The organism is Mycetohabitans endofungorum (assembly GCF_037477895.1).
GTDB lineage: Bacteria > Pseudomonadota > Gammaproteobacteria > Burkholderiales > Burkholderiaceae > Mycetohabitans.
The window spans coordinates 1,958,693-1,978,927 of record NZ_CP132744.1; the positions used below are offsets into that span (position 1 = coordinate 1,958,693).

The 20,235-nt window shown below is 57.8% G+C and carries 12 protein-coding genes, 3 tRNA genes and 2 pseudogenes; 2 read left to right on the forward strand and 15 right to left on the reverse strand.

The window, feature by feature from the left end; translation table 11 throughout:
* Positions 1-85 precede the first annotated feature (85 nt).
* The 6 genes from RA167_RS08460 to RA167_RS08485 all read right to left on the reverse strand — a co-directional run bounded on the left by RA167_RS08460 (position 86) and on the right by RA167_RS08485 (position 10,329).
* Positions 86-3,613, reverse strand: coding sequence for a Tc toxin subunit A (locus RA167_RS08460; protein ID WP_076785209.1), 3,528 nt, complete (start codon positions 3,611-3,613; stop codon positions 86-88).
* Positions 3,614-4,547: 934 nt separating this feature from the next.
* Entirely contained in the window at positions 4,548-5,354 is an 807-nt protein-coding gene (locus RA167_RS08465; protein ID WP_076785210.1) for an IS5 family transposase, read from the reverse strand.
* A gap of 158 nt (positions 5,355-5,512) precedes the next feature.
* Positions 5,513-6,268, reverse strand: coding sequence for a papain-like cysteine protease family protein (locus RA167_RS08470; RefSeq protein WP_076785211.1), 756 nt, complete (start codon positions 6,266-6,268; stop codon positions 5,513-5,515).
* A 323-nt stretch (positions 6,269-6,591) separates the two neighbouring features.
* Positions 6,592-7,962 (reverse strand): hypothetical protein, encoded by a 1,371-nt coding sequence (locus RA167_RS08475; protein ID WP_076785212.1) that lies wholly within the window; start codon positions 7,960-7,962, stop codon positions 6,592-6,594.
* Between the two features lie 342 nt (positions 7,963-8,304).
* Positions 8,305-9,069, reverse strand: a complete 765-nt coding sequence (locus RA167_RS08480; protein WP_076787286.1) for a hypothetical protein — start codon at positions 9,067-9,069, stop codon at positions 8,305-8,307.
* A 195-nt stretch (positions 9,070-9,264) separates the two neighbouring features.
* Positions 9,265-10,329, reverse strand: coding sequence for a glycosyltransferase family 4 protein (locus RA167_RS08485; RefSeq protein WP_076785213.1), 1,065 nt, complete (start codon positions 10,327-10,329; stop codon positions 9,265-9,267).
* A 684-nt stretch (positions 10,330-11,013) separates the two neighbouring features.
* Here RA167_RS08485 and RA167_RS08490 point away from each other — a divergent pair.
* A complete protein-coding gene (locus RA167_RS08490) occupies positions 11,014-12,876 on the forward strand; it encodes an ABC transporter ATP-binding protein (RefSeq protein ID WP_175972404.1) in 1,863 nt (620 codons plus the stop codon).
* A gap of 146 nt (positions 12,877-13,022) precedes the next feature.
* Here RA167_RS08490 and otsA read toward each other — a convergent pair whose 3' ends face one another.
* Together otsA and otsB are read right to left on the reverse strand one after the other, a co-directional pair.
* Complete coding sequence (otsA, locus tag RA167_RS08495; protein WP_076785214.1) at positions 13,023-14,423, reverse strand: alpha,alpha-trehalose-phosphate synthase (UDP-forming); 1,401 nt, start codon at positions 14,421-14,423, stop codon at positions 13,023-13,025.
* 37 nt (positions 14,424-14,460) lie between these two features.
* The gene (otsB, locus tag RA167_RS08500) at positions 14,461-15,240 is read right to left on the reverse strand and encodes a trehalose-phosphatase (protein ID WP_076785215.1); all 780 of its coding nucleotides are present in this window, start codon (positions 15,238-15,240) and stop codon (positions 14,461-14,463) included.
* Positions 15,241-15,508: 268 nt separating this feature from the next.
* Between otsB and RA167_RS08505 the strand changes: the two genes are divergently transcribed.
* Positions 15,509-16,138 (forward strand): SCO family protein, encoded by a 630-nt coding sequence (locus RA167_RS08505; RefSeq protein WP_235090157.1) that lies wholly within the window; start codon positions 15,509-15,511, stop codon positions 16,136-16,138.
* Here the strand turns inward: RA167_RS08505 and RA167_RS15665 are convergent.
* The 7 genes and pseudogenes from RA167_RS15665 to uvrC all read right to left on the reverse strand — a co-directional run bounded on the left by RA167_RS15665 (position 16,071) and on the right by uvrC (position 20,209).
* A pseudogene (locus RA167_RS15665) lies at positions 16,071-16,472 on the reverse strand (MarR family transcriptional regulator). The gene RA167_RS08505 and the pseudogene RA167_RS15665 sit on opposite strands and share 68 nt — an antisense overlap.
* A gap of 17 nt (positions 16,473-16,489) precedes the next feature.
* Positions 16,490-16,883 (reverse strand): annotated as a pseudogene (locus tag RA167_RS08515) (GNAT family N-acetyltransferase).
* A 142-nt stretch (positions 16,884-17,025) separates the two neighbouring features.
* A tRNA-Cys gene (locus tag RA167_RS08520) sits at positions 17,026-17,099 on the reverse strand.
* Between the two features lie 8 nt (positions 17,100-17,107).
* Positions 17,108-17,183 (reverse strand) — tRNA-Gly (locus RA167_RS08525).
* A 22-nt stretch (positions 17,184-17,205) separates the two neighbouring features.
* Positions 17,206-17,281, reverse strand: a tRNA-Gly gene (locus RA167_RS08530).
* Positions 17,282-17,417: 136 nt separating this feature from the next.
* Positions 17,418-18,005: a CDP-diacylglycerol--glycerol-3-phosphate 3-phosphatidyltransferase gene (pgsA, locus tag RA167_RS08535; protein ID WP_076787289.1), complete on the reverse strand. Its 588-nt coding sequence runs from the start codon at positions 18,003-18,005 to the stop codon at positions 17,418-17,420.
* Between the two features lie 98 nt (positions 18,006-18,103).
* On the reverse strand, positions 18,104-20,209 hold the full coding sequence (gene uvrC, locus RA167_RS08540; RefSeq protein WP_076785217.1) for an excinuclease ABC subunit UvrC: 2,106 nt from the start codon (positions 20,207-20,209) through the stop codon (positions 18,104-18,106).
* Positions 20,210-20,235: the final 26 nt, after the last annotated feature.

The following is a 20,235-nucleotide window of genomic DNA, read 5'->3' on the forward strand; positions in this document are numbered from 1 at the left end:
TATAGAAGACCGGGTGCGAATCTATCGCCCGAATACCACCTATACACACAGATAGCTAATTCTTTTGACGCTTACCTGACTCTTATCAGAGATTACCTTTCAGATGCGATACCCCGGTGACGAGCGCGCGGCCCGCGCTCTGCCAGTCTTCATAAGCGCTGTCTCGATTCAATAAAAAACCTTGCCGCTGCTGCTGTACGCTCAGGCCGGTTTGCTTTTGAGCTTGTTGCAGCCGCAGTACCGTATCGAGTTGTGCGATAGTTTTAGCGACCTTGCCGTCAAACATGTCGCACGCGTGCAGCGCTTCATTTTGCTCCCACCCTAGCAATGGCGCCAACAGTTTAGCGGCTTCTGTGTTGTTCAATGGCGGAGTCGCATTAGCAGCTCGCAAATAGGCCAGCACATCGTCTTCGGTACCGCCATGCACTGCACCTACTTGGGTTAATAGATCATGGTAGCGGCTAAGCAGGTAAAGTGCTTGTAAGTCGATGCGACTAACGTTTTCTTTGGTGAAGCCAAAATACTCCGGATGGTCCAATAGCGTCTGTACCAGCGCGGGGCTGAGCGCGAACTGCGTAGTAAGCAGCGCGCAGCGTACCACCTCGCGCAATTGACGCAGATAGTCTGTTGGAATATCGGCTGCTGTCTCGAGTTTTGCGTCATTGTTGTTATTTAGCACCCAGGTGTCTTTTAGCCAGCTGTAGACGCTTTGCCCGGTCCAGCGCAGCAGCAATGCAGGCAGCGATTGGTTGACGTTTAGCGATTGGGCCAAAAGGCCTATCGCCACCCCATATTGGGCTTGTTGTGCCTGAATCAGCGTGTTGGTTAACGCTTTACTGGCTTGGATTTGAGCTTGCTTAGAAAGAGGCTGCTTACCACCAACCGGTTGGGCATTCCCATTATCATAAAATTTTGCGTTGAGTACCGCGCCTACCGTCTCCTCGGTAATTTCTACGTCCTTCACTAAACCATACCTGGGCTTGCTGTGGCCACTATGGTCCTTTACAACATCCAGGTCGAGCAAACCGGGGGACAACAAATTAAGCCAGTCAATGGCTTGGTTCTTATCATCCACCACCGGCGCGCCGCTGCGATTCAGTAGTGCAGCATCCACAAAGGTGTTCGTCAGGCTATTGCATACCTGCTGAATAAAGTTCAGCTGATCGGTCGTACCTTGCGCGGCCAACCCCATATTTTCTGTCAGTATCGCACCTTCAGAAAAAGTCAAGGTGGTATTAAAATTATAACTATGTATTATTAATGTTGACGACAACACATTTAGTTTAGAAATATCCTTAAACTTCCCTTTGAGCGGAATGTTGAGAACATACGTTTTATTTTTATCAGGATACAACCACGTACCTGGCCAATCGATCGGCCTGTCACTGTTAGCGCCTTTGCCATCGTACTTGTCGTTTTGCAGAACCGCATCTTTAAGAGCTTCCCCTTGCCAATTCAAGTCACCATTTCGGCTTAATCCGTTGGGAAGCGTATATTGAAATACTGAAATCCCATCGGTCTTAGCGCGCTCGCCTCCGCGAAATTTAATTTGTTGAGTAAGTGTCAATTCACCTGTGCCACTGTCATAGAGGAGATCTTTCCAACCAACGGAGACGCGCTGCATCTGATCGCCTGTGGAAACGACGCCATAGTAGCCTGCAGGCGGAAGCGTCAGCAGTTGCAGCGCTTGCATCGGCAATTGATGCTGATGCTGCCACTGCGCAACCGTGCTCAAAGCTTGCAGCAGGGATAAGACATCGCTGGTAATTGCGTCAAACTGTGCCAGCTGTTTGACGGACGGTTGCCTAGCCAACTGTTGCCAAAGCGCGCCTTTGTGTTTCCAGGCTGCCGCCCCGCCCGTGCCGTTATCCAACCGATCGAGCAGCACACAAAAAGCTTCGACACTGAAGCCCAACGTGCGCGCCAGCGTGGTGAGCCGGTAGAATGCTGACACCATCGACAAGCTACAGGTCAACTTAGACTCAATGACATCGCCGTACTGGCAGGCGATCCTATCAGCCAACAGCAGGAATTGACGACGACTCAGGCCCAGTGCCGTGCTGATGTGCTGAACCCGTGCACCATCTTCCCCGGTCGTTGATGTATAGTCGAAGTCTTGATCGTCGACCACAAATGGTGTATCGAACGCGCCACTTGCATTGAACACTTGGTCGAAAAACGGTGTATTCGGTGAAATCGCATAGGGCGTCACCTCATAAAGCCACGCAGCAAACTGCTTAGCCGACACGCCATAGGCCGTCTGATAATGCTTAAATACTCCCAACATGCGCAGCGTGTTGACGTTCATCGACAACGCGTTATTGGCTTCCCCCTCGGCTCGCATCGCGGAAGTTACGAGCAAATCGACGTCTTCATACGGCAGCTCGAGCCACTTCTGCAACCGCACGATTCGATTGATGCGGTCCAATCTATCGTCAGTCAAAGCCGAGTCGTCGAGCGTGAGCGCCCCGGAGTCTTTTTTGCTCATGGCAATGCTCGGGATTTCGCCAGCATGGATAAAGCACGCACCATACGTATACTGTCCAACAACTTTATCCTTCTCCTTAAAGTTCTCAGACAAAACAACCGTAGCACCACCCGCCGTCGTGCACAGCAACTGTTCAACCTGCGGTACAGTAAGGCCAGTACGAGCAGTGAAAACGTCCATGTCAGCAAAGCTATTAGCATGTAGAGACGCTTCTCCATAGTTCTCCTGATAAAACTTAGACCAGTCAGAAGTTTTTTCTATAATAATTTTTTGCTGTTCCGGTGCGAGCTGACTGGCCATGATCTGCAGGCGGTTCAAAGCCTCGACATCTTTCTCCAGCAACGCGTCAGTAACGTTCCAAAATCTCCGCGGAAAAGAGCCCGTGTGCGGCAGTAGCACTTCCTGCAACGTCAAGCCTAGCACCGATTGGGCAGCCTGGATCTGCTGATGCCCATAGTGGTACGGCAAATTGTTTGGATAGCGGGTGATGGCCAGCAACTCATTCACCGTGTCGAGGCCATTCGATTGTTCTATATTTTGAATTTTTGCAAGCTGACTCTTTTTGATCGCATCAGGACTCTTTTTGATTGCTGCCGCAAGGATTTCGTTGACAAGCTGCAGCTGTGGAATAACTTCGTTGAGCGCGGCATCATCCACCTTTAGTTCACCTAGATCCGGACGTCGATCAGCTAACGTGTTCATCAGCTGACTATCGTCTGTCTTTTCCTGCTTAAGAGCCAATGCATAGAGGTGGGTCAAATACGCAGCCGGCCCATCATTCGCCTCAAGCGCACCGTTGGGCGCTTTTTCCTGCCAATCTGTGTCTTGAAATTGATTTTTGAAATCCGGCCCGGCCACCGAAAACGGACCACGTAACGTCGATTTGACCGCGCGGGTCACACGGTTATACCGAAAATGGTGGACGACTTGATGTGCATAGCCGATGGCCAAGTCATACATCTTTTCCGCGCGGCGACCTAACGTATTACGATGCAGGCGAATAAACCGCTCGCGCGGCACATGCACCACATCGAACACTGAGTGGTAGCCTAGCTTGGCCAGTTCCTCGGGAAGCTCATGCAGTTGCTCGACGCGGGCGATTAAGCGGCTGGTTAATGTGTCCATAGGACTCCTTTATTGGTAGTTTGGTTACGCGCATAGCGCGAACCATGTTGGTTGGCAGCCGTGACCGTACGTTCCAGTCAGACACACCGTTACGACAGGCTTGGAGACCGCGTATAGCTAGCGCTACAGCACACCACGTAAGCAAAACACAGCCGGTGGCGCCATTCCATTTGTAATCTATGTTGTGTACCAGGTTCAAACAATCGCCGCGGATCGCAGCCATGCATTGACTGAGCACAAAAATACAGGCATGACCGGCAAGGCTGTGGTGTCACCATTATTGTGGGTCTGGAACACACTTCATCCCATTAGCACGCACTCACCGGTTACGTGTGGTCAAGCCAGATGCATCAAATGGGTAGCCGCCCTTAAACACAAGCGTTTACCGCTCTAGCACACAATGCTATGTCGAAATCGGATCATCCCAACGATGATGACCTACGTATCCGCACCTCAATGCCAATCGTTACAATGACGTGCCATGGACACATCACATAGCGTGCGGTGTATAAGCGGCTTGGGGACTAGAAAGAAGAGAAAGCGGGTGCGTCGCATGGGTACGACGCCATTTGTGTGAGACTGGGTACTTCGTCATTCTTATTCGCTCCAGACAGCACTTCTATGAAACAGGAACCAAGCGCCAAGATACGCCTGTCCCGGAAGCATCCCATCGTTCTACCACAGTCTCGCTACGCGCCCGGGCATAAAGCCTCTGCCCTCATGTACGTAGACTAATTAATGAGATAAAGACCACTATAAGACAAGGGCTAAGAAGAACCAAGCTTTCCATCTTTCATCAATCCGCCAAAATCCACTCATTAAGCGCACTGAAATACCTGATGTTGGGTATTTTTATCCCACCCGTGCGCCGTCAAGAATCGGATTTTTCGCATGATAGCTGCAGTACACCATCAATAGAATCAACTAGAGCATGTTATGCATTTTTCATAATGGGTACAGCATGAACGAGCATGAGCATAGCGAAAACGACGAAATGCAGGCCGGCCAGGGTTTCGGGCAGGCGCTCGTAGTCGCGTGCCAGTGGCCTAAACCGGTTAAGCCAGGCGAAGCTGCGCTCGACCACCCAGCGGCGTGGCAGCAGCACGAAGCCCTTCTTTGCCTCGGGCAGTTTGATGACCTGCAGTTCCATGCCCTCATCGCGAGCAGCCCGCGCAGGCGTGTCGCCCGTATAGCCCTGGTCAGCCAATGCAAGTTTCACTGTCTGAGCGCTGACATGCTGAATCTGACGCGCAAGCTCGGCCACCTGTGTGCGCTCCTGCTCGTTGGCCGGCGTAATGTGCACCGTCAGCAGCAGGCCCAGCGTGTCCACCGCCATATGAACCTTGCTGCCTCGCTTGCGCTTATGACCATCGTAGCCCGCACGCGGGCCGCTTTCGCATGTGGACTGCAACGTGCGTCCATCCAGGATAACTGCACTGGGCTGCGCCTGGCGCTGTTGCGCCACGCGCAGCACCGAACGCAAATCGTTGACCATCGCTTCGAAGCAACCCGCGTTCAGCCAACACTGCGTTTGCTGGTAGACTAGTTCCCACGGCGGGAAGTTGGTCGGCAGCATACGCCACGATGCACCTGCTCGCGCCATCCAGCGCAGCGCGTTGAACATTTCACGCAGTTCGTATCGACGCTGCGGTGCGTCTTCAGTCATTAAAGTCAGGTAGGGAGCGGCAAAGCTCCATTCCTCGTTCGATACCTCTGTCGGGTAAGGCTTGCGTTCTGTCATCCCGATAGGGTAACAACTCTGACCAAAACTGCCTAACACGCTCTAGCCCCGGCTCGTTTTCTGTTTTTTGAGGATATTTCCGAACGGGCGTACGGGGAGATTCGGGCGCACTCGTGCAGGCGCACGGTTCATGGTTAGCAAGGCAAATTTTAAGCGTTTTAGCTCAGCGGTATATCGTGCATCGCGGCTAACCCTTTATCGCTCACGATCATTGCATTGGGATCGTCCCAATCTAAAAAACCATTGAACTGCTGCAAGGTTCTAGTCCGCTTAGCTCCACTCCATGGATCATGATAAACGACTGTATTTTCCGTTGCTCCAATTAACAATATGCAATGGCCGGACATATGCCTTGGCCAACGGCCGCCACAGATAATTGGGCCGAAACCATTAAGCAGCGAGCATAATTGTGCGCTTTCCCAACCTCCCTTCGTCGTCCCATCCTTCGGATGCCGCTCAAATCGGGGCGGCATCGGAATTGATGAGACCCGGAAGCCGTGGCTTTCTAATAGATTCATCAGTTGAGTAGAGTTCAAGCCCTCCCATAAACGCCGTGGGTTTTTGTCCAAATCAACCGGCTTCTTTCCAAAGAAGCTCAACAGCATTGCTGCGCTTGCGTCGCCACACATATTCACATGCTGCTGGTGATGATATTTGACATCGAAAAAAGCATACTTCTCTTGTAACTGCCGCGCCTGCCAAGGACCGGGCACCGGCTGCTCTTCTGCTTGGCTCAATTTTTTGTCGATGGAGCCAGCCTCCGGCTGAACAGATGCTTTTCGTAGTCGTTCAAGCCCTGCCAGTTCGCCATGTACGCGACCCTTCACATTGTATGGCTGTGATATCAACACCGAACTAACCGGTTCCTTGTCTTCGAAGTTCAGTAATTTTGCCGCGATCCCGACCAGCTTCATACATGCGTCTCCTTCGCACGACCTCGCCCTTGCGATGCTGACGTGAAGCACACGGCCACGTGCGCGCATTCCGACGTCAACTATGGAATTACGAAGCGCTGCATTACGCAAGTGGTCCTGCGCAAGTTGAAGGAGTGGAAGTATGCTCCCATACCGTCCCGATCCGCAGAACTTTGATATCCAGCATGGGCTGGATAAAAAGAGAATCGTCGCTCTAGGAAAAGCAACGACCCTAAGAGCAGATCAAATTCGAATCGCGATAAAATCTTACGGCTCCCGCAATAAATATAGCGAGCTGTGCAGCGCAACCATCCGGATCCAGGTTACTCTCGGGCAAAGGCCTTGCCATACCCTAAATTGTCGAGAATCCGGGTACATCCCTGCTCGGAAAATCTGTTGTATTTCATATACGATATAATCTCGCTGATCGCTAAGTCTCGTTTAGCATTGGACATCTGAGCGAGAATAATACCCCTCCTTTTGAGCACTTCGAAAACTCGATATAGTTGTTCTTCGTCGGCACTATTGAGCAAGGCTAGCGCTTGTTGCCAAACCTGCCTAGATAGTGTGTCATCCATGAGAAAAGCACACTCCAGCAAGCCAGCTGCCACCTGCGTGCGCTGCGCCAACGGCACGCGTGCAAATCCTCGCTCCAGCACACGCATTTCATCAGCATACCGATGGTTAGGCAACGCAAGCAATCCTAAAAATAAACCGTGGAGTGCAGTGCTCCATGGTTCGTCAGGCAATGCCATCGCCACATTGCGCATTTCCGCGTAGCGCACAGGCCGCTCGGATTCCGGCAATGCCGATACGACCGCCGCTAATGCGCCGATCGATGCACCTTGATATGGCATTGACAGCCGAAACATCCTTTCGCGTAACTCAGCATACAATTGCGAAACGAGCGTGTTAGCGTACCCATACTTGTCCAAAAACTGGAACAGCAAATCAGCCAAGACCGGAATCAGCTCTGCCTGCTGTGACTCAGATAAGCCTGGCATTTTGGCCAAAATAAACTGGTAACCTTCTAAAATTTTGGGCGACGTCAGCGGAAAAGACCGTAACTGGAGTGCAAGTTCCGGCCAGAGATTTTCCTGATCAGGACTGCGGTGTTCCACCTCAATGCCTAGATAGTTGAACAACCGAGCACGTTCAGGGATCGGAAAATCACCGAGCATTGCCATCATTGCCCTTTGTATCTGCGCTCCTTCTTTAGGTATCCCATCAGCTGCCGAATACAGTCGCTGAAAGGCTTCGACTCGCTCCGCGCGGGGCAGCGCCATCAGACGTTGCCGCAGCATTTCAATGGGTTCGACCCGCTGCTCGGGATCCTCGATAAGACCGCTAAGGTCCCAAATTATGGTCTTTACCGCCGAAAGGCTAACAGCCCTTTCAGCACGCCTCCAGAATCGCCAAACCGTTCGCCGATCCTTCATTAAATAGTAAGTTTGGCTATTAACCGCTCCAAAGCTGCCAACATCCTGGATCGGCACATGACTGCCAATTCGCAGGATCACTTCAGGCGGTAAATCGTTATACGTAGTCGGCCTGTCGGCTGGCAAATCAGTCAACGCAACGTCTGCCGGCTTTTGTTGTGGCGGCATCGACGCGGCCGAAGGTTTTTGATAAACCTCCAACGCATAAACATAGGTTCGGTAATCATTTAAGGCGGCGTTCAGATCAAGGTCCATTGGCAAGCTCGGCAACGAGAGGCAAACACAGCGTAAGACGCGGCTACATCGCAGGTTAGCTAAAAGCACGCGCTACAACACAACAGTGCGTCGCACACGCTAGAATCGAGTCGGATAACACTATGCCGACCAGAGCATCGTGCTTGCAAGCGTATGCCCGTCACAACGCTATTCGTCACGCCTATGTTGGTTTGCCGCGACGAAGCAGTCCAATAAGGCACGTTACACGTGGCGATGAAAAATTAAAACCAATCGGTGGCTTGCAAGCTTGCTACCTTATCAAACGAAAGGCACGCTGACGGTACAATTAGCAGTTCAACCCAATTTGTTGACAGACAGGGATCACCCAGCATTGAGCGACGCAAGCGCCTTCTCCAAAGCCCTGCTAGCGGTACGATCCGCATCGTTTTTGAGCACTGCGTGCATCACCAATTGCCGGTTGTGGCCAGCCGCGGCGGGCGAGTTCCACAGCAAATCGGCACAAGGCTGTGCCGCGCGAACCCATCGCCGCCATGCGCGGATCGGCACATGCTCGTGGACGATGCGCACCGACAATTCGCGACCGTCGTACTGGCCAACCCTCCGGCTTTCGGCCCAAACGACGACGGTACGCGTGGCGACGTCGAGCGACACCGCATAGCGGCCGATCGCAAAGCGCCGCGCAGCAAAATTAGACCGCCACAGTGGCCGGGGCCGGCAAATCCACGCCACCACGATATATAGCCCCGGCGATACGGCGAGCCATCCGTTGCTGTCGGCCATCGCGCGCAGCGCCGCCTTCGGCCCCGCAGCGCAGATAAACAGTCCAATCGACCATGCGGCAAATAAAAAGCAAATGAGCGAGAAGCAGCGCAATGCCTGCCGCAACCATTGTGGCAACGGATGGAATGGCCGCTCAGCCCGTGCCTGCGCGCCGGGCAGCGTGATCAGCAGGAACAGCAGGATGACGTTCAGGCATGCCCATGGTGACGACGCAATGTCAGTCAACACGGGCACGAAGCCCATTTGCGACATTGAGTGCAACCAGCGTGCAAGCAACGCGAGCCCGATCGCGCGCAGCGCGAAGATCGTCGCGGCGCCCGGCACAGTATGGTGGCTCGGCTGCATCACCTTCGGCAAGTTACTCTCCTGTTTGTCGCACAGCCGCCCTGCAGGCCGTCGCAATTGCACCAGCGGCACATTATAAGGACTCTTACGGTGCAACGCGGCAATCGCCACGCAAACAAAAACGCCCACGGCATCGACAGCCGTAGGCATTGGAGGGAGGCAGCGGGCTCGCCTAACCGGCCCGATGTGGCTTGCTTAGCCGGCGGCGACTTCGCGCAGCACCGTGCGACGGCTGAGGCGCAGCAGTGCCTCGTACGCATCGACGTAGCGTTGCGCCATCACCTTCGATGTAAAACGGGCCTCGAATGCCGCCCGCACGCCGGCGCGCGACAGTGTGTGCAGCCGGTTCACCGCGGCGACTGCGCTCAACTCGTCTTCGACGACAAAGCCCGACACGCCATTCTCGATCACTTCCGGCACCGACCCGCGTTTGAATGCGATCACGGGCGTGCCGCAAGCCATTGCCTCGATCATCACCAGACCGAACGGCTCCGGCCAGTCGATCGGAAACAGCAACGCATGCGCGCCCGACAGGAACTGCGCCTTCTCGGCTTCCGAGATCTCGCCGATGTACTCGACGTGCGGCAGCGACATCAGCGGCTTGATCTGTTCGTCGTAATATGCGCGATCGGCCTTATCGAGCTTCGCGGCGATCTTGATCTTCATGCCGCATTGCTGGGCGATCCGAATCGCGGTATCCACGCGCTTTTCCGGCGAAATACGACCCAGGAAAGCCAGATAGCTCGGCTCGATGTCGGTGCGCGGCGTCAGCAGATCGATGGGCAAACCATGATGCACGGTCGAGAGCCAATTGGCCTGCGGTAACGGGTTGCGCTGGTTGTCGGAGATCGACACAACCGGCACGTCGTCGAACACGTTGAAGATCGGCTGCAACTCGGGCAAGTCGAGCCGGCCGTGCAATGTCGTCAAATGCGGCACCGGCTGGCGCGAAAACAGCGGGAACGGGTAGTAGTCGATATGGAAATGCAGTACATCGAACTCTTCCGACCGTCGGCGCACCTGCTCGAGCAGCAACATGTGTGGCGCCATCGTGTCGCGGATCGACGGATCCAGTCGCAACGCCTGCGGCCATACCGCATCGAGCTTGGCCGACGTCTGCGAATCCCCACTGGCAAACAGCGTCACATCATGTCCGAGTTCAACCAGCGCTTCGGTGAGATAGGACACGACGCGCTCGGTCCCACCGTACAGCTTTGGGGGAACGGCCTCGTGCAGCGGCGCGATTTGAGCGATTCGCATGTCGGTAAACTCCTAAAAAAGTCCGGCGAAGTGACTGCTTCGGTTTAATACGGCTCGGGCCACCCAGTTTGCCACCCGGACCGCCCCGCCTGTGCCATCGGCGCAAGCGCGTGCCGGTCTTGCTGCAACGGTGCGGTACGGTTGTACAGTCTCTCGGTTTGATCCGTCTGCCGCGCTCAATGCCATCGCCTTCCGACGGTGTGCAAGCCATAAACGCTCAAAACGTCAAGCCGTTGACTGTTTGGCAAAACTGCCTAGGGGCTGAGCCGAACTCGATTATCGATGCCGCATAGCACAAATCCAGGCCTGCCTTTCAAAGTCTTTACCTTGTTACAGTATTGATACACTTTGCTAAGTCTTGTTCTAAAAGGCTGTTTTAGATTGTGTAGAGGGCTGGCAACGCGGGCCGGAGGTCAGGCCGCGCGAGTTAACGCAACGCAATACAACGCGCTGTCACTTATCGCAGGCTGACGTGTCATTGTATCTTAAAATACACTCACCTACGGACATGGGATGTCGTTTGCTTGCCACGCCCGATCGGCTGCCGTCTGGGCCCATCGCCATACGTGCCCTGGCCTGCCGATTCGCACATCGCCCGACTGAACCGTTCCCGGCGCGTTTACAATCCCGTCTTTGGCAGTCCGTCTGCCAAGGTCACCACTGTTCGAGGCCACCGCACTCGCCATGGCAAACACCGATTCGACGCTTTACCCCGACCAGATCGAGCGCCTAACCACGGCCGAACGCAATGCGCGCAATACGCGGCTGGCGAGCTACGCCCATCGGCCACTGGCGTTCCTGTTTCGCTACATCCGGCATCATCCGGTCGCACATGCCACCGTACTGGCAAGCGTACTCGCAGCAGTCGGCTGCGCGCTTGCGTCGCAGTATGCGATCAAGCATTTGATCGATGTGCTCAGCCACGGCCGCCATCACCCGCTCGAGCTATGGGGCGCGTTCGGGCTGCTGGTCGGCTTGATTGCCGCCGACAACCTACTATGGCGGGTCGGCGGTTGGATCGCCGCGCATACGTTCGTCGTCGTCACAGGCGACTTGCGCAAGGACCTGTTCCGCTATCTGAGCGGCCATTCGCCGACCTATTTCGCCGAGAAACAGCCGGGGATGCTAGCCAGCCGCATCACGGCCACGTCTAATGCCGTCTACACGGCCGAGAACATGATGGCGTGGAATGTGCTGCCGCCTTGTATCGCCGTATGCGGTGCGATCGTGATGATCTTCGCGGTCAACCCTTTGATGGCCAGCACACTGCTAGTAGCCTCCGCCATGCTGGCGATCGTACTGTTCAAGCTGGCTCAACGCGGCAGCGCGCGTCACCAGGCCTTCGCGACACACGCCGCGTCAGTGGACGGCGAACTAGTCGACGTGATCGGCAATATGGCGCTGGTGCGCGCCTTCGGCATGACGCTGCGCGAGCAGCGGCGCTTCGGCATGACCGTGCGCGCCGAGATGACCGCACGCCAGCAAAGCCTGCTGTACCTGGAGAAGCTACGGCTGTTGCACGCGGTAATCACGGCACTGCTCTCGGCCGGGCTGCTCGGTTGGACACTGTGGTTATGGACGCGCGGGCAGGCAACCCCCGGCGACATCGTGCTGGTAAGCTCGCTAGGCTTCACGATCCTGCACGGCACGCGGGACCTCGCGGTCGCGCTGGTGGATATCACGCAGCACGTGGCGAGGCTGTCCGAAGCCGTACAGACGCTGCTCGAGCCGCATGACATGCCCGACCGCAACGACGCCATCGAGCTAAGCACGAATGGGGGGCGCGTCGATTTCGAGCAGGTCACGTTCGCGTATCCGCGACGCCGCCCGATTCTCGATCATTTCGAATTGCATATCGAACCAGGTCAGCGAGTCGGGCTGGTGGGCAAGTCTGGCGCCGGCAAGTCCACCGTACTGGCGCTACTGCAGCGCTTCTACGAGCCGCAGGGCGGCGTGATCCGGATCGACGGACAGGACATCTCACACATCACGCAGGACAGCTTGCGCAGTGCCATTGCGCTGGTGCCGCAGGATATTTCGCTGTTCCATCGAACCGTGTATGAGAATATCGCCTATGGCCGGCCCGATGCGTCTCGCGAGGAAGTGCTCGCCGCAGCGCGCGAAGCCCGCTGCACGGACTTCATCGAGGCGATGCCGGAGGGGTTCGAGACAATCGTCGGCGACCGTGGCGTCAAGCTCTCCGGTGGACAGCGTCAACGCATCGCGATTGCACGCGCCATCCTGAAAGACGCCCCGATTCTGCTGCTGGACGAAGCAACGTCCGCACTGGATAGCGCCTCTGAGGAAGCGATCCAGCAGGCGCTGGACCGGCTGATGCGGGGCCGCACCGTGGTGGCGATCGCGCACCGGCTCTCGACACTGCAGAACTTTGACCGCATCATCGTGATGAGCGCGGGCAAGGTCATCGACGATGGCACGCCGGACGAGCTGAAGAACCGACCCGGCCCGTATCGAGACCTATTGATCAAGCAATCGGGGCGCGCAGCGGTCCATGACCACGAATTGCGACTCGTCGAGCACGCTTAACGAAGCTGGCGCGTCCTTGGCAACGAGACTGGCGCATCTCTGGCAGGGCCCGGCCCGCGCAGTCAACCCACCGCTGCGTGTGGGCGTCGCTGGTGTACGCCGCCGCGTGTGCGTCGCTGCCACCCTCTTTGACGGCGCGCTCGCTATCAGCCTCCGCCCGGCGCCGGCAAGCGCAGGTCGCCGAGGAAGTGATCACGCCACACAGACACGTTATTCTCACGCAACTGCGTCATCATATCCGCGTGACGCTGCCGCCGTTCAGCCAGCGGCATGCTCAGCGCGCGATCCAATGCCTCAGCCATGCCCGCGAGATCGGCAGGATTGACGATCAACGCACCGTGCAGTTCCTGCGCGGCGCCGGCAAAGCGTGACAGCACCAAAACGCCTGGATCATCCGGATCCTGCGCGGACACATACTCCTTAGCCACCAGATTCATGCCGTCGCGCAGCGGCGTAACGTAGCCGACATCGGATATCCGGAACAACGCGGCCAGTACCTGTCGCTCGTACTGCCGGTGAATGTAGCGGATCGGCGCCCAATCCAATTCGGCGAAACGTCCGTTGATCCGGCCCGCTTCCGCCTCGAGCTGCAACCGGATGTCCTGGTACGCATTCATGTCCGCGCGGGTCGGTGGCGCGATCTGCACGAATGACACTTGGTTGCGGCGCGCAGGCGTCGTCTCGAGCAGCTTCTCGAACGCACGAAACCGCTCCACCAGCCCTTTCGAATAGTCCAGCCGGTCCACGGCCATGATCAGTTGCCGTTCGTGCAGCGTTGCCTTCAGATTGCGCACATAGCTAGCGCTCTCGCCAGCCGCGGCCAATTGCGCGATCTCATCCGGGTAAACACCGATCGGATAGGCGCCGGCGCGCAGCGTGCGATCATACGCCCGCACGCTGCATACTCTGGCGTCGATGCGGTGTTCGACCTGCCCATGTGCCTCATGCTCGATGTAGTCGACGAATGCGCGCAAATCCCCTTCAGTCTGAAAACCAATCAGATCGAAGCAACACAACGCCCGCATCAGTTTCTCATGCGGCGGGACGGTCAACAGCAACTGCGCGGGCGGGAACGGAATATGAAGGAAGAAGCCGATACGGTTTGCCACGTGCCGCGCACGCAGTGCCTCGGCAAACGGAATCAGATGATAGTCGTGGACCCAGATCACATCATCGGGCCGGATCAGCGGCACCAACTGATCCGCCAGCCATTGGTTGACCCGACAGTAGCCGTCAAACTCCTGCCACTCAAAATGGGCAAGGTCGCAGCGATAGTGGAACGTCGGCCACAGCACCGCGTTCGAAAAGCCGCGGTAGTATTGCTCGTAGTCGCGCCGGGACAGCGCGATCGTCGCGAAGGTCACCGGGCCACGCTCGTCGAGCTTGATCGGCCCGATCGGGCCGGACTGCGTGTCACCGCTCCAGCCGAACCACATGCCGCCGGTCTCTTTTAGCGCATCATAGACGCCGATCGCCAATCCGCCGGCGGCGGGTCCCCCCTCGGAAATCGGCGCAACCCGATTCGACACGATGATCAACCGGCTCATGCGGCACCGTACAGGTCGTCGCCGTGCATCCGGCAGTTCATGCGTGCGACGGCCGCGCGCTAATCAGCGTTGCGAGCCAATCGCGGAACGCGGCGACAGAAGGGAGTCTGGTGCCGGCCCGCGTATTGCCGTCACCAATCTTGATCGATACGCCGCCGCGCGCATTGACCACGTCGAAGCCCTTTTCATCCGTCAGGTCATCACCGGCAAAAACCGGCACGCGACCCACGAACGGTGGCTCGTCGAGGAATGCCGCGATCGCCCGCCCCTTGTCGACATGCTTCGGCTTGATTTCATACACCATCTTGCCGGGCTGCAGCACATACGCGTCGCTGTATTCAACGCACAACCGTTCGGTCTCGCGTCGTGCCACCCGCTCTCGATCCGGCGCATTCCGATAGTGCAGCGCCAGCGCCGCGCCCTTGATCTCGAGCAGCATGCCGGGATTGTCACTGACTACGCGCTCGAGCTCCCGTCCGATGCGCGCGAGTCGTGGATCGTTGAACCCCACACGCAGCACGTCGCCATTCGCATCGCGCCGCTCCGCGCCATGCAACCCCGCGATGGGCAGGTTTGCCAGTGCGTCCGACGCGAGCAGCGTGTCAATGCTGTCGATGCCGCGCCCGGACACCACCGCGAGCGCGCCATGCGACGCTTGCCGCAGCCCATCCAGCAACTGGATCAGCACCGGCTCAACGACCACACGATCCGGCGCCCCGGCCAGTTCAACCAGCGTGCCGTCGAAATCGAAGAAAAATGCTGCATCGAGCGGGTTGACGCGAGACAGTGCAGCCAATGAATCGGATAAGCGTTGCATCGAACGGATAGTTTGGATTAAAGAGACGGCGGCACAGGACGATGAACCCTCGACGCGCATCATGTACGTTGCTGCATCGTCCGACCCTATTGTCGTGGCATCTTACCGCAACGGCAACACGCGGCATATTGCCCCACCGCTGTGCATGGGTCGCCGTGCGCAACGAAATGCGCTACAGTATCTTATTCGGTGGATGCGTCGATACGCTCCGCGCCAAGCCCTACCCCTGTTCCGTTTTCCGATGTCCATCCCGTTGCCTCGATCGCGTATGCGAATTCCGCGCGCGCCCCGCCGTCAATCGGTGCTGCGCCACGCCGTGCTCGCCGCGTGCGTCGGCTTATCGGTTACATTGTCGGCGTGCATGCGGGATGACGGCCAGTGGAAACTGACCAACGTCTCTGGCCACCTGCCGGATCTCGGCTTTTCGCTGCAGGCGGACAATGGGCAGACCGTGTCCGGCGCGTCGTTCGCCGGCAAGACTACGCTAGTCTTTTTCGGCTACACGCATTGTCCGGATGTATGCCCAGAGACCATGGCCCGGCTAATGCAGGTTCTCGAGCAACTGGGCAACGATGCCCGCGACGTGCGCATTCTATTCATTTCGGTCGATCCTCACCGAGACACGCCGCAGACATTGCATACCTATGTGCAGGCGTTCGATCCGCAGCACGTGGTCGGACTGAGCGGCTCCGAAAAACAGATTGCTAATCTAGCGCGACGCTATCGCGTCGCGTATCAGACCGAGAAACCCGACGGCAACGGAAATTACGAGGTCACACACAGCTCGGCGATCTATGTGTTCGATCGTACCGGCCGCGCGCGTCTGCTCGCTACCGCATCCGACTCCGCAGACATGATCGCCGACGACTTGAAGCGTCTGATTGAGCAAACGCCCTGACGCAGCCCCATCGTTGAGCTGTGTTCGCGCGACGCAGCGACGCAAGATGAAGCAGCACGCGCTTGACCCATTCCAACGCCTCACAGCGCGTGACCAACGCCACCACGCCATGCGGCTGGGCTTGCAGCCGCTCGGCCAACTCGCCGATGGTTGCCTACTCGCGACCCGGGAAACCCTCGACATGCAGCAGCAGGTATTGCAGTGGCGTAATGCCTTCACTTTGCGCAGCGTTTTCCGAGAAACGCTGGAACCGCCGCACCTGGTCGCGGAACTCGGACAACGCTTCAAAAACCTGTTTGGTCAGGACAGCGCTTGTAGCGGCGTTCTTGTTGATGCGAAGGTAGTCATCGGTCAGGGGCGGCGCATCCAGACGTGCGCAATGCCATCGTCATCATGCTCGTCGGAGATCGGCTTAAACCCGAACCCAAGGTAAAAGCGCTGCAGGTGTGCCTGTGCATGCAGTCGCACAGCCGTGTTGGGCCAGCGCTAGCCGATCTGGTCAAGCGCATGGGCCATTAACGCACGGCCCAACCCATTGCCGCGATGGCGCGGCGACGTCAGCACGCGGCCGATGACACAATCGGCGCAATCATCGTGCTGCGCGGCGGACAGCACCCGGAGGTAACCCGCGAGTGGATGGCCCGACCTCGCTGCGCACGTCTAACATGTCGTAGACGTCAGCCGCGCTCAACTCGACGAAGCGCCGGAAACTCCATTTGATCATTTCATCCGTCCCAGCGTGCATGAGTCGTACATGTCCCCAAACCGATCTCAATGGAGGACTCTATGCGAACGCACTTATTGACGAACTCGAGGACGGCAACCTTAAACAGGCTCGCGCGGCTGTGGCACAAACAAAAAACCCCCTTGAAAACTAGGGGGTTGTCTGGAGGCGCGAGCCGGAGTCGAACCGGCCTAAACGGCTTTGCAGGCCGCTGCATAACCGCTTTGCTATCGCGCCATGGCACCTGGAGCGGGAGACGAGTCTCGAACTCGCGACCTCAACCTTGGCAAGGTTGCGCTCTACCAACTGAGCTACTCCCGCAAGCATCAACTACTGTGCGTCGTGGAGCGGGAGACGAGTCTCGAACTCGCGACCTCAACCTTGGCAAGGTTGCGCTCTACCAACTGAGCTACTCCCGCACGATGCTGTCGCCGTTCACGCGTTGGCGTGTTCAGCAGAGTTCGAGATTATGCTGAAAGTGGCGCGCAGTGTCAAGGATAGAGGCCGATAAAATATCCGTGCCATCAGCACGGATGCCCGCTCCGCTCCACCCTATCATGTGGCCCGATCGCGGATCTGCGGCCAGGCCAGCTTCATGTAATAGAGCATCGACCAGATCGTCAGCACGGCCGCCAAATAGATCAGCCACTCGCCCACAACGCGCGTGTTGATCGCGAACTGCCCCGGCACGCCAATCGGCGCGTAATACAGCAGCATCGGAATCGCGATCATCTGGCACGCGGTCTTGAACTTGCCCAGCGAATTGACAGCGACGCTTTTGGATGCGCCGATCTGCGCCATCCATTCACGTAGCGCAGAAATCGTGATCTCACGGCCCACGATCACCAGCGCAATGGCCGAATCGAGCCGCATCAAGTGCACCAGCACCAGCAATGCGGCGGTCACCATCAGTTTGTCCGCGACCGGGTCGAGAAAGGCGCCGAATGCCGAGGTCTGATTTAGCTTGCGCGCAAGAAATCCGTCGAACCAGTCGGTCAACGCCGCCAGGATGAAGATGGCCGCAGCCGCTTCGTTCTTGTCCTGCGCGACCAACATCGTGTCCGGCAGATAGTACACGCCAACGATTAACGGGATCAGCACGATCCGTAGCCACGTCAGGAAAATCGGTAAATTGAAAGGCATCGAAGCGAACTGGTGATGAAAGGTTGCGCAAAATTGCCATTGTGCCGCGTGATCCGGCGCGTCACAAGCAAGCAGCTCGCGCGCGCCGGCCACCATGCTCAGTGCAATTGACGGTAGATCTGCTCGGCCAGCGTGCGCGACACGCCTTCGACGCTGGCCAATTCATCGATGCTGGCAGACATCACGCCACGCAGCCCGCCAAAGCGCGCGAGCAATCGCTGCCGTCGCTTCGCCCCCACCCCCTCAAGTTCCTCCAGACGCGAGCTGTAACGCGCCTTGGCGCGCTTGGCCCGCATCCCGGTGATGGCAAAGCGGTGCGCCTCGTCGCGAATCTGCGCGACCAGCATCAGCGCGGCGCTCTCCTTGCCCAACTCGAGCGGCGCCCGCCCGTCCGCGAAGACCAGGGTCTCAAGACCGACCTTGCGACCCTCACCTTTCGCGACCCCGACCAGCATGCTGGCGTCCAGTCCCAGTTCCGTGAAAACCTGACGGGCGATCTCCACTTGTCCCTTGCCGCCGTCGATCAGCACGATATGCGGCAGCACGCCAGCACCCGCGACCGCGCCCGCCTGCGCCGTGGGTTGCGCGTCATGGGCGGGCGCGGCGCCGCCAGCCGTTTGCACGTCGGCCGGCGAAGCCGATGATGCGCCGGCCAACTGCGATACGATCTTCTCATAGCGCCGCGTGAGCACCTGCCGCATGGCGGCGTAGTCATCGCCCGGCGTGATCCCCGTGATGTTGTAGCGCCGGTACTCGGCGGATTGCATCTTATGATGGTGATAGACGACACAGGAGGCCTGGGTGGCCTCGCCCATCGTGTGCGAGATGTCGAAACACTCGATACGCAACGATGACAAGTCCTCCAGGTCAATCGACAGCACCTGAGCAAGCGCGTGCGTGCGGGCCTGCTGGGAACCCTGCTCGGACAGCAGCCGGGCGAGCGCGAGTCGTGCATTCTGCTCGGCCATCGATAACCATGCCCGCTTCTGGCCTTGCGGCTGGCGGATCAGCGTGACCTTGTGCCCGCACTGCTGCGCCAGCACGTCGACCAACTCACGCGTGGCCGGCGCATGACTGACGATAATCACTGGCGGCACCGGGTGGCCGATATAGTGCTGTGCGATGAACGCATCCAGCACCGCTGCCTCGATGTCATCCCGCGCCGCCTTCTGGGTGTCACGGTCCACCGACAGGACATCGGCAGCTGCCTCAGCGCGGGGTGTCGGGATGGCGACCGTCGTCACTTCCGACCCATTGCCGGCTTCCGGCAGTTCGTCCGGCGTGGCCAACGCGGTCTCGACGTGGGACGGGAAGTAAGCCTTGTCGCCGAGATGGCGGCCGCCACGCACCATGGCTAGGTTCACGCATACGCGCCCTCCTTGTGCGACCACCGCCAGGATGTCGGCATCGCCGCTGCCACGCTCGGTGCCAACCTCGATCGCCTGCTGTTGCAGCACCTTGGACAGCGAACTCATCTGGTTGCGTACCGCGGCCGCCTGTTCGAATTTCAACTCGGCCGCGTAACCATGCATCTTGTCCTCCAGTTCCTTCATTACCTCGCGCTGACGCCCCTGCAGAAAGCGCGCCGCGTTGGTCACATCACGCGCATAGTCTTCGTCACTGATTGCGCCAACGCAAGGCGCAGTGCACCGGCCGATCTGATGCAACAGGCAGGGACGGGTACGGTTGTTAAAGACCGAGTCCTCGCAGGTCCGCAATTGGAATACGCGCTGCAGGATCTGGATGCTTTCGCGCACCGCCCAGCCACTTGGAAACGGGCCAAAATACTGGTTATGCTTGTCGACGGCGCCGCGATAGGACGTGATGCGCGGGAAGCGATGCCCAGTGAGCTTCAGGTACGGATACGACTTATCGTCGCGAAACAGGATGTTGTAGCGTGGCGTCAACGCCTTGATCAGGTTGTTCTCCAGCAGCAATGCCTCTGTTTCGGAGCGCGTCACCGTGGTTTCGATGCGCGCGATGCGCTGGACCATTAACGCGATGCGCGGCGAGACCAGCGTCTTCGTGAAATAGCTCGATACACGCTTTTTCAAGTCGCGCGCCTTGCCCACGTACAGCACGGCGCCTTGTACATCGTAGTAGCGATACACGCCGGGCAGGTGCGGCAGCTGCGCAATGACACGCTTAGGGTCAAAATCCGCGTCGGGCTCGGCAACGGTCGGAGGAGCAGACGGTTCAGTCATGTAGCCAATACCGGATCAGTCCCGTG

What these genes read in the sequence shown, in the direction of transcription:
- RA167_RS08460 (WP_076785209.1), bottom strand. Translation starts at nt 3,613, where the DNA reads ATGGACACATTAACCAGCCGCTTAATCGCCCGCGTCGAGCAACTGCAT.
- RA167_RS08465 (WP_076785210.1), bottom strand. Translation starts at nt 5,354, where the DNA reads ATGACAGAACGCAAGCCTTACCCGACAGAGGTATCGAACGAGGAATGG.
- RA167_RS08470 (WP_076785211.1), bottom strand. Translation starts at nt 6,268, where the DNA reads ATGAAGCTGGTCGGGATCGCGGCAAAATTACTGAACTTCGAAGACAAG.
- RA167_RS08475 (WP_076785212.1), bottom strand. Translation starts at nt 7,962, where the DNA reads ATGGACCTTGATCTGAACGCCGCCTTAAATGATTACCGAACCTATGTT.
- RA167_RS08480 (WP_076787286.1), bottom strand. Translation starts at nt 9,069, where the DNA reads ATGCAGCCGAGCCACCATACTGTGCCGGGCGCCGCGACGATCTTCGCG.
- RA167_RS08485 (WP_076785213.1), bottom strand. Translation starts at nt 10,329, where the DNA reads ATGCGAATCGCTCAAATCGCGCCGCTGCACGAGGCCGTTCCCCCAAAG.
- RA167_RS08490 (WP_175972404.1), top strand. Translation starts at nt 11,014, where the DNA reads ATGGCAAACACCGATTCGACGCTTTACCCCGACCAGATCGAGCGCCTA.
- otsA (WP_076785214.1), bottom strand. Translation starts at nt 14,423, where the DNA reads ATGAGCCGGTTGATCATCGTGTCGAATCGGGTTGCGCCGATTTCCGAG.
- otsB (WP_076785215.1), bottom strand. Translation starts at nt 15,240, where the DNA reads ATGCAACGCTTATCCGATTCATTGGCTGCACTGTCTCGCGTCAACCCG.
- RA167_RS08505 (WP_235090157.1), top strand. Translation starts at nt 15,509, where the DNA reads ATGCGAATTCCGCGCGCGCCCCGCCGTCAATCGGTGCTGCGCCACGCC.
- pgsA (WP_076787289.1), bottom strand. Translation starts at nt 18,005, where the DNA reads ATGCCTTTCAATTTACCGATTTTCCTGACGTGGCTACGGATCGTGCTG.
- uvrC (WP_076785217.1), bottom strand. Translation starts at nt 20,209, where the DNA reads ATGACTGAACCGTCTGCTCCTCCGACCGTTGCCGAGCCCGACGCGGAT.